At 70.0% G+C, this 15947-nt stretch carries 17 protein-coding genes; 12 read left to right on the top strand and 5 right to left on the bottom strand.

All coding sequences use genetic code 11. The features are described from left to right. The first annotated feature begins 199 nt into the window (after positions 1-199). The 10 genes from infC (at position 200) to pheT (ending at position 9535) form a co-directional block, all read left to right on the top strand. Positions 200-859, top strand: coding sequence for a translation initiation factor IF-3 (gene infC / locus ACI2K6_RS04330; RefSeq protein ID WP_240309666.1), 660 nt, complete (start codon positions 200-202; stop codon positions 857-859). Positions 860-904: 45 nt separating this feature from the next. After that, the gene (gene rpmI, locus ACI2K6_RS04325) at positions 905-1099 is read left to right on the top strand and encodes a 50S ribosomal protein L35 (RefSeq protein ID WP_005048908.1); all 195 of its coding nucleotides are present in this window, start codon (positions 905-907) and stop codon (positions 1097-1099) included. Positions 1100-1131: 32 nt separating this feature from the next. Beyond that, positions 1132-1512: a 50S ribosomal protein L20 gene (gene rplT / locus ACI2K6_RS04320; protein WP_023951735.1), complete on the top strand. Its 381-nt coding sequence runs from the start codon at positions 1132-1134 to the stop codon at positions 1510-1512. Between the two features lie 78 nt (positions 1513-1590). Continuing rightward, entirely contained in the window at positions 1591-2388 is a 798-nt protein-coding gene (locus ACI2K6_RS04315; protein WP_114587965.1) for an RNA methyltransferase, read from the top strand. A 113-nt stretch (positions 2389-2501) separates the two neighbouring features. After that, positions 2502-3293: an amino acid ABC transporter ATP-binding protein gene (locus ACI2K6_RS04310; protein WP_112613801.1), complete on the top strand. Its 792-nt coding sequence runs from the start codon at positions 2502-2504 to the stop codon at positions 3291-3293. A 56-nt stretch (positions 3294-3349) separates the two neighbouring features. Further along, positions 3350-4261 carry a glutamate ABC transporter substrate-binding protein gene (locus ACI2K6_RS04305; protein WP_274177565.1) on the top strand — a complete coding sequence of 304 codons (912 nt, stop codon included), beginning with the start codon at positions 3350-3352 and terminating at the stop codon, positions 4259-4261. A gap of 70 nt (positions 4262-4331) precedes the next feature. Further along, complete coding sequence (locus tag ACI2K6_RS04300) at positions 4332-4979, top strand: amino acid ABC transporter permease (RefSeq protein WP_112613805.1); 648 nt, start codon at positions 4332-4334, stop codon at positions 4977-4979. Continuing rightward, on the top strand, positions 4976-5905 hold the full coding sequence (locus ACI2K6_RS04295) for an amino acid ABC transporter permease (RefSeq protein ID WP_114588012.1): 930 nt from the start codon (positions 4976-4978) through the stop codon (positions 5903-5905). Before ACI2K6_RS04300 ends, ACI2K6_RS04295 begins: the two co-directional genes overlap by 4 nt. Positions 5906-5975: 70 nt before the next feature. Continuing rightward, positions 5976-7016, top strand: a complete 1041-nt coding sequence (pheS, locus tag ACI2K6_RS04290) for a phenylalanine--tRNA ligase subunit alpha (RefSeq protein ID WP_094261998.1) — start codon at positions 5976-5978, stop codon at positions 7014-7016. Beyond that, positions 7016-9535 carry a phenylalanine--tRNA ligase subunit beta gene (gene pheT / locus ACI2K6_RS04285; protein ID WP_404568155.1) on the top strand — a complete coding sequence of 840 codons (2520 nt, stop codon included), beginning with the start codon at positions 7016-7018 and terminating at the stop codon, positions 9533-9535. The genes pheS and pheT overlap by 1 nt, the downstream gene beginning before the upstream one ends. A 108-nt stretch (positions 9536-9643) precedes the next feature. On the opposite strand, the gene ACI2K6_RS04280 is transcribed toward pheT, so the two are convergent. Further along, entirely contained in the window at positions 9644-10768 is a 1125-nt protein-coding gene (locus ACI2K6_RS04280; RefSeq protein WP_282502304.1) for an AAA family ATPase, read from the bottom strand. Between the two features lie 59 nt (positions 10769-10827). On the opposite strand from ACI2K6_RS04280, the gene ACI2K6_RS04275 reads away from it, so the two are divergent. Further along, positions 10828-11631, top strand: a complete 804-nt coding sequence (locus ACI2K6_RS04275) for an ABC transporter ATP-binding protein (protein ID WP_240309665.1) — start codon at positions 10828-10830, stop codon at positions 11629-11631. Beyond that, a complete protein-coding gene (locus ACI2K6_RS04270; protein ID WP_282502305.1) occupies positions 11613-13193 on the top strand; it encodes a hypothetical protein in 1581 nt (526 codons plus the stop codon). Before ACI2K6_RS04275 ends, ACI2K6_RS04270 begins: the two co-directional genes overlap by 19 nt. A 31-nt stretch (positions 13194-13224) precedes the next feature. Here the strand turns inward: ACI2K6_RS04270 and ACI2K6_RS04265 are convergent, their stop codons facing one another. From ACI2K6_RS04265 to ACI2K6_RS04250, 4 genes are read right to left on the bottom strand one after another with little or no spacing between them, the layout of a single operon-like run. After that, positions 13225-13977 carry an ABC transporter permease gene (locus ACI2K6_RS04265; protein ID WP_274177569.1) on the bottom strand — a complete coding sequence of 251 codons (753 nt, stop codon included), beginning with the start codon at positions 13975-13977 and terminating at the stop codon, positions 13225-13227. Next, positions 13977-14903, bottom strand: a complete 927-nt coding sequence (locus ACI2K6_RS04260) for an ABC transporter ATP-binding protein (RefSeq protein WP_282502307.1) — start codon at positions 14901-14903, stop codon at positions 13977-13979. The genes ACI2K6_RS04265 and ACI2K6_RS04260 overlap by 1 nt, the downstream gene beginning before the upstream one ends. Beyond that, positions 14900-15199 carry a transcriptional regulator gene (locus ACI2K6_RS04255; RefSeq protein WP_112613817.1) on the bottom strand — a complete coding sequence of 100 codons (300 nt, stop codon included), beginning with the start codon at positions 15197-15199 and terminating at the stop codon, positions 14900-14902. The genes ACI2K6_RS04260 and ACI2K6_RS04255 overlap by 4 nt, the downstream gene beginning before the upstream one ends. Beyond that, the gene (locus tag ACI2K6_RS04250; RefSeq protein WP_274177572.1) at positions 15196-15852 is read right to left on the bottom strand and encodes a hypothetical protein; all 657 of its coding nucleotides are present in this window, start codon (positions 15850-15852) and stop codon (positions 15196-15198) included. The genes ACI2K6_RS04255 and ACI2K6_RS04250 overlap by 4 nt, the downstream gene beginning before the upstream one ends. Positions 15853-15947 lie beyond the last annotated feature (95 nt).

Raw genomic sequence — 15947 nt, 5'->3', positions numbered from 1 at the left:
ACCGGAGTGTTCTACTCCGGATCGAAAGAGGATCACATCCCACCCGCGCTTGCCGTTCCAGGCTACCGGGTCATGCACTCCGCTCCGTCCGTCTCACCGCGGCCGGGGTAGCCAGGGTGCGGAACACGAATGCCGACGCACGCGCGTCGTGCGGGGTGGATGCGATGCTCTTCCGCCCGGGTCGCGTCCTCGCGTCCCGGTGGCCACCACCGCACGAACAGGAGTTCCGCACATCAGCGATCCCCGCACCAACGACCGCATCCGCGTCCCCGAGGTTCGCCTCGTCGGCCCCGCTGGAGAGCAGGTCGGCGTCGTCCGTATCGAGGTCGCCCTGCGTCTGGCGCAGGAGGCCGAACTCGACCTCGTCGAGGTCGCCCCGAACTCGAAGCCGCCCGTGGTCAAGATCATGGACTACGGCAAGTTCAAGTACGAAGCGGCTCAGAAGGCCAAGGAAACGCGCCGTAACCAGGCCAACACGGTCCTCAAGGAGGTCCGTTTCCGCCTGAAGATCGAGGCGCACGACTACATCACCAAGCTCAAGCGCGCCGAGGGCTTCCTCCAGGCGGGCGACAAGGTGAAGGCGATGATCCTGTTCCGCGGTCGCGAGCAGTCGCGTCCCGAGCAGGGTGTGCGCCTGCTCCGCAAGTTCGCCGAGGATGTCGCCGAGCTCGGCACCGTCGAGTCGAACCCGACGATCGACGGCCGCAACATGGTGATGGTCATCGCGCCGCACAAGAACAAGTCCGAGGTGAAGACCGAGCAGAACGCCCAGCGTGCCGCCAACAAGGAGGCAGCACGCCAGGCCCGCTCCGGCGACGCACCCGCGACCGAAGACGCCGCTCCCGCCTCGGCGGAGTAGCCCCCCAGACTCCCGCCTCGCGGGAAACACAACGAAGGAAGAGACATGCCGAAGCAGAAGACCCACTCGGGTGCCAAGAAGCGCTTCAAGGTCACCGGCAGCGGAAAGATCAAGAAGCAGCAGGCGAACCTCCGCCACAACTTCGAAGGCAAGCCCACCAAGCGCACGCGCCGCCTGTCGGCCGACAAGATCCTGGCTCCCGGCGACGCGAAGGTCGCCAAGAAGCTCCTCGGCATCTGAGCGCTGCTGCGCACGAATAGGAAACAAACGAAATGGCTAGAGTCAAGCGGGCAGTAAACGCCCACAAGAAGCGTCGCGTCATCCTCGAGCGCGCCTCCGGTTACCGCGGACAGCGTTCGCGCCTGTACCGCAAGGCGAAGGAGCAGGTCACCCACTCGCTCGTCTACGCGTACCGCGACCGTCGCAAGCGCAAGGGCGACTTCCGCCGTCTGTGGATCCAGCGCATCAACGCCGCTGCCCGTCAGAACGGCATCACGTACAACCGCTTCATCCAGGGCCTCGGCCTCGCGGGTGTGCAGGTCGACCGTCGTATGCTCGCCGAGCTCGCCGTGAACGAGCCCGCGGTCTTCGCGTCGCTCGTGGCGACGGCCAAGGGCGCGCTGCCCGCCGACGTCAACGCTCCCAAGGCCTGATCGGGTCTTCGCGTTCCACGCACCGCACGAAGGGGCGTCCTCCGAGAGGAGGGCGCCCCTTCGCCGTATGCTGAAAACGTGCTCGAGAACCCCCGCTCGCCCCGCGTTCGCGCCGTCGCCAAGCTGACCAAGCGCAGCGCGCGTCAGGAGACCGGTCTGTTCCTGCTCGAGGGTCCGCAGGCCGCGCGGGAGGCGCTCGCGTACCGTCCCGACACCCTGGTCGAGGTCTTCGCGACACCTGGCGCGATCGAGCGGCATCCCGAACTGGCTGCGAACGCCGAGAAGGCCGGCGTCGCCGTCGTCTCGGCGAGCGAGGCCGTGCTCGAGGCGATGGCCGACACCGTCACGCCCCAGGGCATCGTCGCCGTCGCGCGTCAGTCGCCGTCGTCGCTGCGTGACATCTTCGCCGCCGGTCCCCGCCTCGTCGCGATCTGCGAAGAGGTGCGCGACCCCGGCAACCTCGGCACCATCATCCGAGCCGCGGATGCCGCCGGTGCGGATGCCGTCGTCTTGACGGGTCGCACCGTCGATCCCTACAACCCCAAGGTGGTGCGCTCGACCACCGGGTCGCTGTTCCACCTGCCGATCGTGCTCGGTGTCGAGCTCGACGCCGCCGTGGCGCGGGCGCACGAGGCGGGACTGCGAGTCGTCGCCGCGGACGTCAAGGGCGAGGAGTTCCTCGACCACCGTGCGACGCTCGCGGAGCCCACGGCGTGGCTCTTCGGCAACGAGGCGCGCGGCCTGGCCGACGAGGCCCTGGCCCAGGCCGACCTCGCGCTGCGGCTGCCGATCTACGGCGCCGCCGAGTCGCTCAACCTGGCGACCGCCGCGAGCGTGTGCCTCTACGAGACCGCGTTCGCCCAGCGCGCCGGCTGAACCCGTCGACGACGCCAGCCGGATGCGCCGTGTATTCCGATTCTGTTACAGATCGGTGACTCGGTGCGTTCCGCGGGGTCCAGGGCGGGGGAGTGCTCTTAATGTGATCTCTTATGACGACTCCCGAAAACCCGGCGCCCCCGACGTCGAACATCTCGGTGCGCCGCGGCGACCCGCTCGTGGTGATCGAGGGCGTGCAGAAGCACTACGGCTCGTTCCAGGCTCTGAAGGACATCGACCTGACCGTCAACCGCGGCGAGGTCGTTGTCGTCATCGGTCCCTCGGGCTCGGGTAAGTCGACCCTCTGCCGCACGATCAACCGCCTCGAGACCATCAGCGAGGGCACGATCACGATCGACGGCGAGAAGCTGCCGTCCGAGGGCAAGGCTCTCGCGGCGCTCCGCGCCGACGTGGGGATGGTCTTCCAGTCGTTCAACCTCTTCGCCCACCTGACGATCCTCGAGAACGTCACGCTCGGTCCGATCAAGGTCAAGGGCATGAAGAAGGCCGAGGCCGAGAAGCTCGCCCGTGAGCTGCTCGACCGAGTCGGCGTGGGGCACCAGGCCGACAAGCTGCCGGCGCAACTGTCGGGCGGGCAGCAGCAGCGCGTCGCGATCGCCCGCGCGCTGGCGATGAAGCCGAAGGTGATGCTCTTCGACGAGCCCACGAGCGCGCTCGACCCCGAGATGATCAACGAGGTGCTCGACGTCATGGTCGGCCTCGCGCAGGACGGCATGACGATGATCGTCGTCACGCACGAGATGGGCTTCGCCCGCAAGGCCGCCGACCGCGTCGTCTTCATGGCCGACGGCCAGATCGTCGAAGAGGCCGTTCCCGAGCAGTTCTTCACGTCGCCCCGGAGCGACCGTGCCAAGGACTTCCTCTCCAAGCTCATCACCCACTGAGACCACCGACCTCCGCGCTCTGCACCGGGCGCGGAAGCCCCAACCAGGAGGACCACATGCGCAAGACACGAATCACCGGCGCCTTCGCCGGTGTCGCCATCGCTGCGATCGCTCTGACCGGCTGCAACAGCGGCTCGCCCACCTCGCCCGGCGGCGCCGCCGGCGGTGACGGCGGCGACAGTAACGAAGCCCTGTGGGAGGTCGCCTCCGACGTCTCGCTCGAGGGCAGCCCGACGTTCGACGCGATCCAGTCGCGCGACAAGGTGATCGTCGGCGTCAAGGAGGACCAGCCCGGTCTCGGCTTCCTCGACGCGACGTCCAACGAGCGCAGCGGCTTCGACGTCGACATCGCACGGTGGATCGCGGCATCCCTCGGCTACGACGAGGACAAGATCGAGTTCAAGGCGATCGCGTCGGCCAACCGTGAGCAGGCCATCGTGAACGGCGACGTCGACTACTACGTCGGCACCTACTCGATCACCGACGCGCGCAAGCAGCAGATCGACTTCGCCGGTCCGTACTTCATCACGGGCCAGGGCCTGCTGGTCGCCGCGGACAGCGACATCGCGAGCGAGGACGACCTCAACGAGAACACGCGCGTGTGCTCGGCGACCGGTTCGACGCCCATCCAGAACATCAAGACGAACTACCCCGAGGTTCCCACCGAGGAGTTCGACCTCTATTCGGCATGCGTCGACGCGCTCATCAACGGCACCGTCGACGCCGTCACGACCGACCAGGCGATCCTGATCGGTTACGCGGCGCAGTACCCCGATGAGATCAAGGTCGTCGGCGAGCCCTTCAGCGAGGAGAAGTACGGCGTGGGCCTGCGCAAGGGCGACGATGCGTTCCGCGCGCACATCAACGAGCTGCTCACCGACGGCGGCGACGTGTGGCAGGGCATCTTCGACAAGAACCTCGGTCAGTCCGGGATCACGGTCGAGCAGCCTGCGGTCGACGCGTACTGAGTCGCACTGACACCATGACCACGGGGCGGGGGCGTACGCGTCCCCGCCCCGCACCATCCAAGGAGACGATGTGGGCGTCATCACCGACAACCTCGACCTCTGGGGCGAGGCTCTCGGCAACACCCTGTTGCTGTTCTTCGCCGGCGGAGCGATCGCCCTGGTCCTCGGCACCCTGATCGGCGCCATGCGCGTCTCGCCGATTCCGGTGGCGCGCGCCTTCGGCACGGTCTACGTCAACACCATCCGCAACACCCCGCTGACGCTCGTCTTCTTCTTCTTCGCGTTCGGCTACCCGCAGCTCGACCTGCCGAACCCCGGCTTCACGGTGCTCGGCGTCTGGGCGCTGGGTATCTATACCGCGACCTACGTCGCCGAGGTCATCCGCGCGGGAATCAACACCGTGCCGGTCGGCCAGGCCGAGGCGGCCCGAGCGATCGGGCTCACGTTCGGCCAGGTCATGACGCTGGTCGTCATGCCGCAGGCCTTCCGGTCGGTCGTGCCGCCGATGATGAGCGTCTTCATCGCGCTGCTGAAGAACACCACGGTTGCTGCCGGCTTCTCCGTGGTCGAGCTCGGCGCCATCCGCGCGAACCTGAGCGAGCGCGGCGAGAACGCCCTGACCGTGCTGCTCTGGGTCGCCGTCGTCTTCGTCGCCCTGGTGCTGGTCCTCAGTGCCGTGCAGCGACGACTCGAGAACAAGTGGAGGATCGCGCGATGACTTCCGTCCTGTACGACGTCCCGGGGCCCCGCGCGATCCTGCGCAACCGCATCCTCGGCATCGTCACCATCCTCCTGGTCGCCGCGGCGATCGGATTCGTGGTCTTCCGCTTCGCGGTGAGCGGTCAGTTCTCCGCCGACAAGTGGTACATCTTCACGTTCAGCAACGTGTGGCTCGGCATCCTCAGGGCGCTTGGCAACACGCTCGCGGCCTTCGGGCTCGCGGCCGTCGGTGCCCTGGCGCTCGGCTTCGTTCTCGCGATCGGCCGCCTGTCGGATCATGCGTGGGTGCGGATTCCCTTCGGCGTCGTCATCGAGGCGTTCCGGGCCGTGCCGGTGCTGATCTTCATGATGCTGATGTACTACGGGCTGCCGACGCTCGGCATCCGCATGGAGCCGTACTGGGCCGTGGTCATCGCCCTCGTCGCCTACAACGGCTCCGTGCTGGCGGAGGCCCTGCGCGCCGGCATCGAGTCGCTGCCGCGCGGACAGAAGGAGGCCGGCTACGCGATCGGTCTGCGCAAGAGCGGCGTCATGCGCCTCGTCCTGCTGCCGCAGGCGGTTCGGGCCATGCTGCCCGTCATCGTCGCGCAGCTCGTCGTGACGCTGAAGGACACCGCGCTCGGCTTCATCATCACCTATCCCGAGCTGCTGTACTACGCCAAGCAGCTGACCTCCCAGCCGGGGCGCCCGATCCTCCAGGCGGGCATCGTCATCGGCGCGATCTACATCGTGATGTGCCTGCTGCTGTCGTGGTTCGCCAGCTTCCTCGAGAAGCGCCTCTCGCGGTCGCCGCGCACCCCAGGCGGCGGCGCAGCTGCTGTCGACCCGCTGCACCACCCGGTGGCGCCGACGACCGATACCGAGCTCATCGCCACGCAGAAGGGGATCGGCAAGTACGACTCCAACAGCTCGGGCGGAGCCTGACGCACAGCACGACCCCGACGGGCCCCTCACGCGAAAGCGGAGGGGCCCGTCGCCGGTAGACTCGACTCCCGTGTCCGACGCACCCGAGATCACCCCTGACGCGGTCGCCGCGGCGGTGGATGCGGCCCTCGCCGCCATCGCCGACGCGTCCTCCACCGCCGAGCTGAAGTCCGCCCGCAACGCCCACACGGCCGAGGGGTCGCCGCTCGCGCGCCTCAACGCGCAGCTGCGGTCGGTGCCCAACGAGAAGAAGGCCGAGTTCGGCAAGCTCGTAGGCCAGGCGCGTGGCCGTGTCACCCAGGCCCTCGCCGCCCGCGAGGGCGAGCTCGCCGCCGCCGAGACGGCCGCGAAGCTCGAGGCCGAGGCGCTCGACGTCACCGCCATCGCCCCGCGCGGACGCGTCGGGGCGCGGCATCCGATCTCGCTCCTGCAGGAGGAGGTCGCCGACCTCTTCGTCGGGATGGGCTGGGAGATCGCCGAGGGGCCGGAGCTCGAGCACGAATGGTTCAACTTCGACTCGTTGAACTTCGACGTCGACCATCCCGCGCGCCAGATGCAGGACACGTTCTTCGTCGACCCGGTCGCGCGGCACCTCGTCATGCGCACGCAGACGAGCCCCGTGCAGATGCGGTCGATGCTCGAGCGCGACATCCCGATCTACGTCCTCTCGCCGGGCCGGGTGTTCCGCACCGACGAGTACGACGCGACCCACCTCCCCGTGTTCACGCAGTTCGAGGGCCTCGTCGTCGATAAGGGCATCACGATGGCGCACCTCAAGGGCACCCTCGACCACGCGGCGCGCGAGCTGTTCGGCCCCGAGGCGAAGACGCGCTTCCGCACCAACTACTTCCCGTTCACCGAGCCGAGCGCCGAGCTCGACCTGTGGCACCCGACCTTCGCCGGCGGAGCGCGCTGGATCGAGTGGGGCGGCTGCGGCATGGTGAACCCCAACGTGCTCCGTGCCGCGGGCATCGATCCCGAGGTCTACTCCGGGTTCGCCTTCGGCATGGGCATCGAGCGGACGCTGATGTTCCGCTCCGACGTGAAGGACATGCGCGACATGGCCGAGGGCGATGTGCGTTTCAGCGAGCAGTTCGGGATGGTGGTCTGATGCGCGTTCCGCTGTCGTGGTTGCGTGAGTACGTCGAGGTACCGGCGGATGCCGCGCCTGAGGACATCCTCGCGGCGCTGGTGTCGGTCGGCTTCGAGGAGGAGGACGTCCACGGTTTCGACCTGACCGGTCCGATCGTCGTGGGCCGCGTGGTCTCGTTCGAGCCCGAGCCGCAGTCCAACGGCAAGACGATCCGCTGGTGCCAGGTCGATGTCGGCGAGGCGAACGGCGGCGTGCGCGGCATCGTCTGCGGCGCCGGCAACTTCTTCGAGGGTGACAAGGTCGTCGTGACCCTTCCCGGCGCCGTGCTGCCCGGTCCGTTCCCGATCGCGGCGCGCAAGACGTACGGCCACGTCTCGGACGGCATGATCGCCTCGGCGAAGGAGCTGGGCCTCGGCGACGAGCACTCGGGCATCCTGCGTCTGACCGAGCTCGGTCTCGACAGCGATGAGGATGCGCCGGTCGGCACCGACGCGATCGCGCTGCTCGGACTCGACGACGCCGCGATCGACGTCAACGTCACCCCCGACCGCGGGTACGCGCTGTCGGTGCGCGGCATCGCGCGCGAGTACTCGCACGCGACCGGCGCGGCATTCCGCGACCCTGGTCTCCGCGAGTTCGACGAGCTCGAGCACCCCGCGACGGGCTTCGACGTCGCGGTCGACGACCAGGCGCCGATCCGCGGCCGCGTCGGTGCGACCGAGTTCGCGGTGCGCGTCGTCTCGGGCGTCGACCCGTCGCGGCCGACGCCGCCGTGGATGGTGGCGCGTCTCACGCTCGCCGGCATCCGCTCGCTCGGCATCCTGATCGACATCACCAACTACGTGATGCTCGAGCTCGGCAACCCGATTCACGGCTACGACCTCGACAAGCTCACCGGCGGCATCACGGTGCGTCGCGCGACGGCGGGCGAGAAGCTCACGACGCTCGACGGCAAGGAGCGCACCCTCGACGGCGAAGACCTGCTCATCACCGACGAGTCGGGGCCCATCGGCCTCGCCGGCGTCATGGGCGGCGGCACGACCGAGATGACGGATGCGACGCGCAATGTGCTCATCGAGGCCGCGATCTTCGACACCGTCACGATCGCCCGCACCGCTCGTCGGCACAAGCTGCCGAGCGAGGCCTCGCGGCGCTTCGAGCGCGGCGTCGACCCGCTGCTGCCGTTCGTGGCCGCCCGCCGCGTCGCCGACCTCATGGTCGAGCTCGCTGGCGGCACGCTCGAGCCGGTCGGTGGCGCGCTGTTCGGCGAGGTGTTCCTCGAGGCGATCGATCTGCCGCGCGGCTTCGTCGCAGGCCTCATCGGCATCGACTACACCGACGACGAGGTCGTCTCGGCGCTCGAGACGATCGGCGCCGAGGTGACCGACACGGATGCCGGTTGGGAGGTCATCCCGCCGTCGTGGCGCCCCGACCTCACCGACAAGTGGACGCTGGCCGAAGAGGTCGCGCGCATCCACGGCCTCGACCGCGTGCCGTCGGTCCTCCCGACGGCTCCCTCCGGTCGCGGCCTGACGGATGCGCAGAAGGGGCGACGTCGCGTTTCGAATGCGCTCGCGGCCGCGGGCTTCGTCGAGACCCCGTCGTTCCCGTTCACGACGCGAGACAGCAACGATCTCCACGGTTCGGCCTCGGGCGAGGAGCTGCCCTCGGTCAAGATCGCCAACCCGCTCGACGGGCAGGCGCCCTACCTGCGCCGCTCGCTCGTACCGGGCCTGCTCCAGGTCGCGCACCGCAACGTCTCGCGCGGACTGACCGATCTCGCCCTCTTCGAGGTCGGAGCGGTCTTCCTCCCCGAGCCCGGCCAGCAGTACGGCACCGCGACGGTGCCGCCGCTCGCCGCGCGTCCCGACGACGCCACGCTCGCAGAGCTCCACGCGTCGATCCCGCCGCAGCCGCGTCACGTTGCGGTGCTCGTCGCCGGCAACGTGGCGCCCAAGTCGCCGGGGCATGCCGCCGTCGCGGCCGATCTCAGCGACGTGTTTGCGGCTGTCGCCGCGATCGGTTCGGCGGCCGGCGTCGACATCGAGATCTCGCAGGCCCGTCGTGCCGCGCTGCACCCGGGTCGCGCCGCCGCGCTCACGGTCGGAGGTGTCGAGGTCGGCTACGCCGGGGAGCTGCATCCCGAGGTCTCGGCTGCGGCCGACCTGTCGGGCCGTGTCCTCGTCGCCGAGATCGACCTCGACGCCGTTCTGGCGAGCGCGGGGGAGCGGGTCGTCGTCGCGTCGCTGTCGGGCTACCCGGCGGCCACGCAGGACGTCTCGCTCGTCGTTCCTGCGGACGTGACGGCGGGTGCGCTCGCGTCGGCGCTGTCGGAGGGGGCGGGCCAGCTGCTCGAGTCGCTCCGTCTCGTCGACGACTACCGCGGTGCCGGCGTTCCCGAGGGCTCGAAGAGCCTGACGTTCGCGCTGCGCTTCCGCGCCGACGACCGCACCCTCACGGCGGCCGAGGCGAGCGAGGCCAAGCTCGCGGGCGTCGCCGTCGCGGCCGAGCGTTTCGGCGCCGTCATCCGCGACTGACCTGCGTACCGGGCGCAGTTCCCGACGTCACGCGCGGTTACGGGCGCGCTCCACGTCCGGAACTGCGCCCGACGCGTTCCCGTGACTGGCCGGCCGACCGAGAGGGGCTCAGCGCGAGCCCCAGTTCCAGGCCGGAACGTCGAGCAGACCCTGACCGCGGACCGTCGTCTCGGCGTTCGATCGCTGGAGTTCGACGCGCGACGGTTCTGGCAGAGCGTCGACGAGCGCATCGGCATGCGACACCGTGAGCACCTGCGTGCGCTCGGATGCCGCTCGGATGAGCGAGGCCAGCGGTGCGAGGAGGGAGGGATGCAGGCTCGCCTCGGGCTCGTTCAGCACCAGGAGCGGTGCGGGTCGCGCCGGCAGCAGCGCGGCACACAGCAGCAGGTAACGCAGCGTGCCGTCCGACAGCTCGGCCGCATCGAGCGGACGCAGCAGGCCGGGCTGCTCGATCGTCAGGCGGAAGAGTCCGTCGGAGGTCACGACGCGCACGCGGCTGCCCGGGAACGCCTGGTCGACCGCACGCGCCAGAGCGTCGCCGTGCCCGGCGTCGACGATCGTCGCCCAGGCCGCGGCGAGATTCGCCCCGTCGTGCGCGAGGGTGTGGCTGCGGGTGCCGACCTGTGGCTGACGCGCGGGGGCGTCGAGGTCGACGCGGAAGTGGTCGTAGAAGCGCCACGCGGTCATCGCGCGGCGGAGGGTCAGCAGTTCGGGGGCGGTGTCGCCGTCGGCGAGATCGGTGACGATGCTCTCGTACGGCGCCAGCTGCTGGTCGAGCATCGTCCAGGAGTGCTCGCGCACGCGGGTGAGCTGTCGCGTGCGGTCGATGAGCAACGTCGACGGCTTGGCGACGACACCGGCGAACACCTGTTCGCGTTTAATCTCGGGGTCGCGGGCGAACGGACTGGTCTGGTCGCCCTGCGGGATGCCGAGATCGATGAGGTATCCCAGCTCGTCGGACGCGTAGCCGAGCTGCACCGCGACGGGTCCCCGGCGCACCGTTCCCTGATCTCCGCCGTTCTCGGGTCCGGCCCAGAGGACCGACGGCAGCCCTCCTTCGCGTGCCAGCGCGCCCACGATGTCGCCCCGCGCCGCTGCGGCGAGCAGGCGCAACGCGCGGTAGAGGTTCGACTTGCCCGAGCCGTTGGGGCCGGTGACGACGGTGAGGTCGCCGAGCGGCACGACGACGTCGCGGAGCGAGCGGTATCCCGATACAGCCAGAGTGCGCAGCATCCCCTCACTCTGGCATCTGCGTCTGACACCGCCCTCCGCTTCCCGATAGTGTCGGGGCCGTGAGCGAGATCCCAGCCAGCGTCACCCCATCGTCTCCGGCGGCCGGTGCCGCCCCCGCCCTCGAACTGCTCGGCCTGGTCAAGAGGTTCGGTGAGAAGGTCGCCGTCGACGGCATCGACCTCGTCGTGCCGGCCGGCTCGTTCTACGGACTCGTCGGGCCGAACGGCGCAGGTAAGACCACGAGCCTCTCCATGGCCACGGGGCTGTTGCGCCCGGATGCCGGCACCGCGCGCGTCCACGGGATCGACGTGTGGCGCGACCCGGTGGCCGCCAAGCGCACGATCGGCAACCTCGCCGACGGCGTGCGGCTCTTCGACCGTCTGACGGGGGAGCAGCTCATCACCTACACCGCGATGATGTTCGGGCTGCCGCGCCCCGAGATCGCACCGCGCGTGTCGGACCTGCTCGACCTCATGGACCTGCGCGGCGCAGCCGGGACGATCGTCGCCGACTACTCTGCGGGCATGACCAAGAAGGTCGCGCTCGCGTGCGCTCTCGTGCACGCCCCGCGCCTGCTCGTGCTCGACGAGCCCTTCGAGTCGGTCGACCCGGTGTCGGCCGCGAACATCGAGGACGTCCTGCGCAGCTACACCAGCTCGGGCGGATCGGTGATCGTCTCGAGCCACTCGATGGACCTCGTCCAGCGCATGTGCGACCACGTCGCCGTCATCGCCGCAGGCCGCGTGCTCGCCGCGGGCACGATCGACGAGGTGCGTGCCGGCGAGAGCCTGCAGGACCGTTTCGTCTCGCTCGTCGGCGGACGCCACCAGTCGGAGGGACCGCAGTGGTTGCGACAGTCCTGAAGCTGCGTTACCGCGTTCTCGGGAACACGCTCGCCCGTCGCCCCTGGCAGCTCGTCGGCTTCATCCTGGGATCACTCTGGGGTCTCGGCATCCTCGGCGGGCTCGTCGTCGGGTTCGTCGCGCTGTCGGTGTTCGAGAACCTCGAGGCCGCGACCGTCGTCGCGGTCCTCGGCGGCTCGCTGCTGATCCTCGGCTGGCTCGTGGGGCCGATCATCATCGCGGGGCTCGACAGCACGGTCGACGCCGTGCGGCTGGCGCCGTTCCCCCTGACGCGCCGTCAGGTCATGCTCGCCCTCGCGGGTGCCGGGCTCACCGGCATCCCCGGCATCGTCACCACGGTCGCTGCCCTCGCGACGCTGATCGTGTGGGTGCGGTGGCCGGTCGCGGCCATCGTCGCCGTGCCGACGGTACTGCTCGGCGTTCTCACCTGCGTGCTGGCCTCGCGCCTGATGGGCGAGCTCTCGGGCGGCATGGGCGGCCGGCGCTCGCGCGAGATCATCGGCACCGTCGTGCTCGTCGTCCTCATCATGACCGGTCCCATCCTCACCGGCATCGCCGCGCTGCTCGATCAGGCCGGTGGCGATCTGTGGACGCGATTGCAGCAGGCCGCCGGCATTCTCGCCTGGACTCCGCTCGGTGCCGCCTGGTCGGTCGCCCCGAGCGCGGCGGCGGGGCAGTGGCTTCCCGCGCTCGCCAGCACCGTGATCGCCATCGTGACCGTCGTGGTGCTCTGGATCGTGTGGGACCGCGTCATCGAGACGGCCGTGTCGTCGCCGCGCCAGCGCGCGACTCGCACCGTGGCTGCCGGAAAGCTCGGCCTCTTCGGCGTGATGCCGACCGGTGGTGTCGGCGCGACGTGGGCGCGATCGCTCTCGGGATGGCTGCGTGATCCGCGGTACCTGCGGCAGCTCATCGTCATCCCGCTGTTCCCCGTCCTCTTCGCCTTCACCGGCGGGACCGACGGCTTCATGTTCCTCATCTCGCCGGTGCTCGCCGCGCTCGTCATGGCCGCGGTGGGCTACGCCGATGTCTCCTTCGACGGCACGGCCTTCGGCACGACCCTCGCCACCGGCATCTCCGGCCGTGCCGACCGCCTCGGTCGCCTGCTCGGCGCCGCGTGCGTCGGAGTTCCGCTGATCGGCCTCATCGCGGTCGCCACCGCGGTGGTGTCGGGCGACGCGGCGCACCTGCCCGCGGTGCTGGGAGCGGCCCTCGGCGTGCTGCTGGCCGGATACGGCGCGTGCGCGGTGTCGTCGGCGCTCATCGTCACCCCGGTGCCCGCACCCGGTGACAGCCCGTTCAAGAGCACCCCGGGTCAGAACTCCATCATGGGCCTGCTGGTCTTCGTCGTATGGGCCGCGGTGATCGCGTTGTCGTTGCCGGCCATCGTGCCCGCCGTCGTGAACGCCGTGACGGGAGACGCGATGTGGGGCTGGATCGCGCTGGCCGCCGGTGTCGTGTTCGGCGCAGTGGTCGCGATCGTCGGGGTGCTCGTCGGAGGGCGCACGATCGAACGGACCGGTCCCGACCTGCTCGTGCGCATCAAGTCGTTCCCCACCTGATCGACGTCCGGCCCCGCGGCCCCGCTCGAGATCAGCGGTAGCGGCGGCCCTCGTCGCGTCGGTACAGCCACACGACGAGGGCGCCCAGCGCGATCGTCCACGCGACGACGCCGAGGATCGCCCAGAGGGGCACCTCGGCACCGGTCGCGACGCCGACGACGATCTCTCGGGCCTGACGGATCGGCAGGACCGACGAGGCAGTGTCGAGCCAAGCAGGGAAGAACTGCGGGGGCAGGAACAGGCCGCCGCCGAAGGCGAGCAGGAACAGGGCCACCTGCGTGACGGCGATGGCGGCCTTCGGGCCCGTCGTGAGACCGATGATCGCACCGATGAGCATCGGCGGAAGCGCCGTCGCGATCACGAGCACGATGGCCGCGAGCAGCCGGAGCGGTTCGGGCCGCGCGCTGGTGAAGACACCTCCGACGACGAGCAGCGGCACCATCGCCGCGGTCGCGATCGCGAGGGTCGCCAGGATCAGCGCCCCGATGCGGGCGAGCGGGCTGCCGGGGAGCGTCCGCAGATAGGGCGTCCACGGCTTCGAGCGTTGCTCGGCGAGCTCGAGCCCGACCGAGAACAGCCCGGACGACATGAAGGCGAACACGACCATCGAGCAGACGGCGGCGGTGGCGACGCTGCTGTCCGCCACGACCGCGCCCTGGGGCAGCACGAACAGGCAGAACGCGAGGGTCGGGAAGACGACCGACCCGATCACCGCGATCGGAACCCGCGCGGTCTCGATGAGGTTGTATCTGGTCGCGGTCAGGGTGAGCGAGAGCGTGGACATCAGGCGGCCTTCTCGGTGGTGGGTGCGGGTAAGGGTGCGCCGGGGCGCGCGGACGTGGCGGTCAGGGAGAGGAACGCCTCCTCGAGCGTCGCTCCGCGCACCGTCAGATCGCTGAACGGCAGATCGGCGGCGACGAGTGAGCGGACGAGAGCGTCGGAGTCGCCGACGACGGCCGTCACGGCGTCGTCCGCGGTGGAGACGGATGACTCCGGGTCGAGGCGCCGGATGTCGTCCGCCGAGACTCCGCGCAGGGTGACACGGCGTCGCGACACGCTCGACACGACGGCCGCGAGCGTGTCATCGGTGCGGACGACACCGTCGTCGATGACGACGACGCGGTGAGCGAGCTGCTCGATCTCTTCGAGGTGGTGGCTCGTGACCACGACGGCGCATCCGGCGGCGTGCCGGGCGCGGACGGCATCCCACAGGGCTCGTCGGGCGTCGACGTCGAGACCGGTCGTGGGCTCGTCGAGCAGCACGAGGTCGGGGTCGCCGACGAAGGCCAGCGCGACGGACACACGCCGCTGCTGCCCTCCCGACAGCGCCCCGCACTGCTGGCGCAGCAGCGGGCCGAGGTCGAACTCCTCGATGATGCGGGCGCGGGGAGAAGGATGCGGGAAGTGAGCCGCGACGAAGTCGAGCACTTCACCCACGCGCAGGGCGTCGGGCAGCGCCGTCGCCTGTGGGGTCGACCCGAGGCGCACGCGCGAGGACGTGTCGCGCGGGTCGCCGCCGAACAGCCGCACCTCGCCGCTGGTCGGGGTTCGCAGGCCCTCGACGAGCGACAGGAGGGTCGTCTTGCCGGCGCCGTTCGGGCCCAGCAGACCGACGCATTCGCCGGCGTGGATGTCGAGGGTCACTCCGGCCAGCGCGGTGACGTCGCCGAACCGCTTCACGAGGTCGCGGGTGCTGATGAGGGCGGTCATGATCCTCCTCCGAGGAGATCGAGCAGATGGGTGCGGTACGTGCGGAACGCGGCTCGCCCGGCGGGGGTCAGCGCGACGTAGGTCACGGGCTTCCGGCCCGCGAAGGCCTTGCTGGTCTCGACGTAGCCCGCCGCCTCGAGCTTCGCGAGGTGCGTGGTGAGGTTCCCGGCGGTCATCCCGAGCAGCTTCTGCAGCACGGGGAAGGTCACCTCGTCGCCGTCGGCGAGGGCCTCGTTCAGCGCCGTGACGATGCGCAGGCGGGCCGGGGCGTGGATCACCGGGTCGAGCTCGGTCATCGGCTGCCTTCCGCCGGGATGACGCCGCGCAGCATCAGGGTCGCGACGATGAGCATCGCGAGCGGTCCGACGGTCGCGTACACGAGGTAGTTGGTCGGCGTGCCCGCGTACGACGCCACGATCGCGGTGGCGATCATGACGATGCCGAGCGCGTACTGGACGGGGGAGCGCCACAGCGCCCCGCCGGCGAGGTAGAGCACGCCGACCAGCAGGACGAAGATCGCGGGGGAGAGCACTGCCATGACGTCGGCATCCGCGCCGGTGCGCTGCACCGCGCCGATGAGGAGGCCGGCACCGAACATCGACAGCGACCACGCCCAGCCGTACATGGCCCCGGCCAGGCGCGACGGTCCCCGCACGCCCACGCCGGAGCGGATGCCGGCGACGGCGGAGACGACGATGCCGGCGATGAGCACCGTGCCGAAGACGATCCACGCGGGGGTCGTCGGAATGCGGAACCAGGGGTTGCCGCCGCCGTCGGCCGCGCTCCAGATGGCTCCGAATCCGACGATCCACGCCGCCGCCCAGGTGATGAGCATCACCGCGTAGTTGCGGTTGACCCAGTGCGCGGTGCGCCGGCGCTGGTCCTGCATGAGGGCGAGCATCGCCGCCGGGTCGGCCTGCTGCTCGTCATCCATCGAATCGTGCTCCATGCAAACCACTTTGCACTGCAAACCTTGCGCGGTCAACTCGGCATCGTTGCGGTCGCACCGCCGGGTCGAGCGCACTTCGATGGGCCGGCCGCAGT

It is taken from the genome of Microbacterium sp. NPDC006705 (assembly GCF_044903545.1).
GTDB lineage: Bacteria > Actinomycetota > Actinomycetes > Actinomycetales > Microbacteriaceae > Microbacterium > Microbacterium plantarum.
This window is presented reverse-complemented; position numbering and strand designations above follow the sequence as displayed.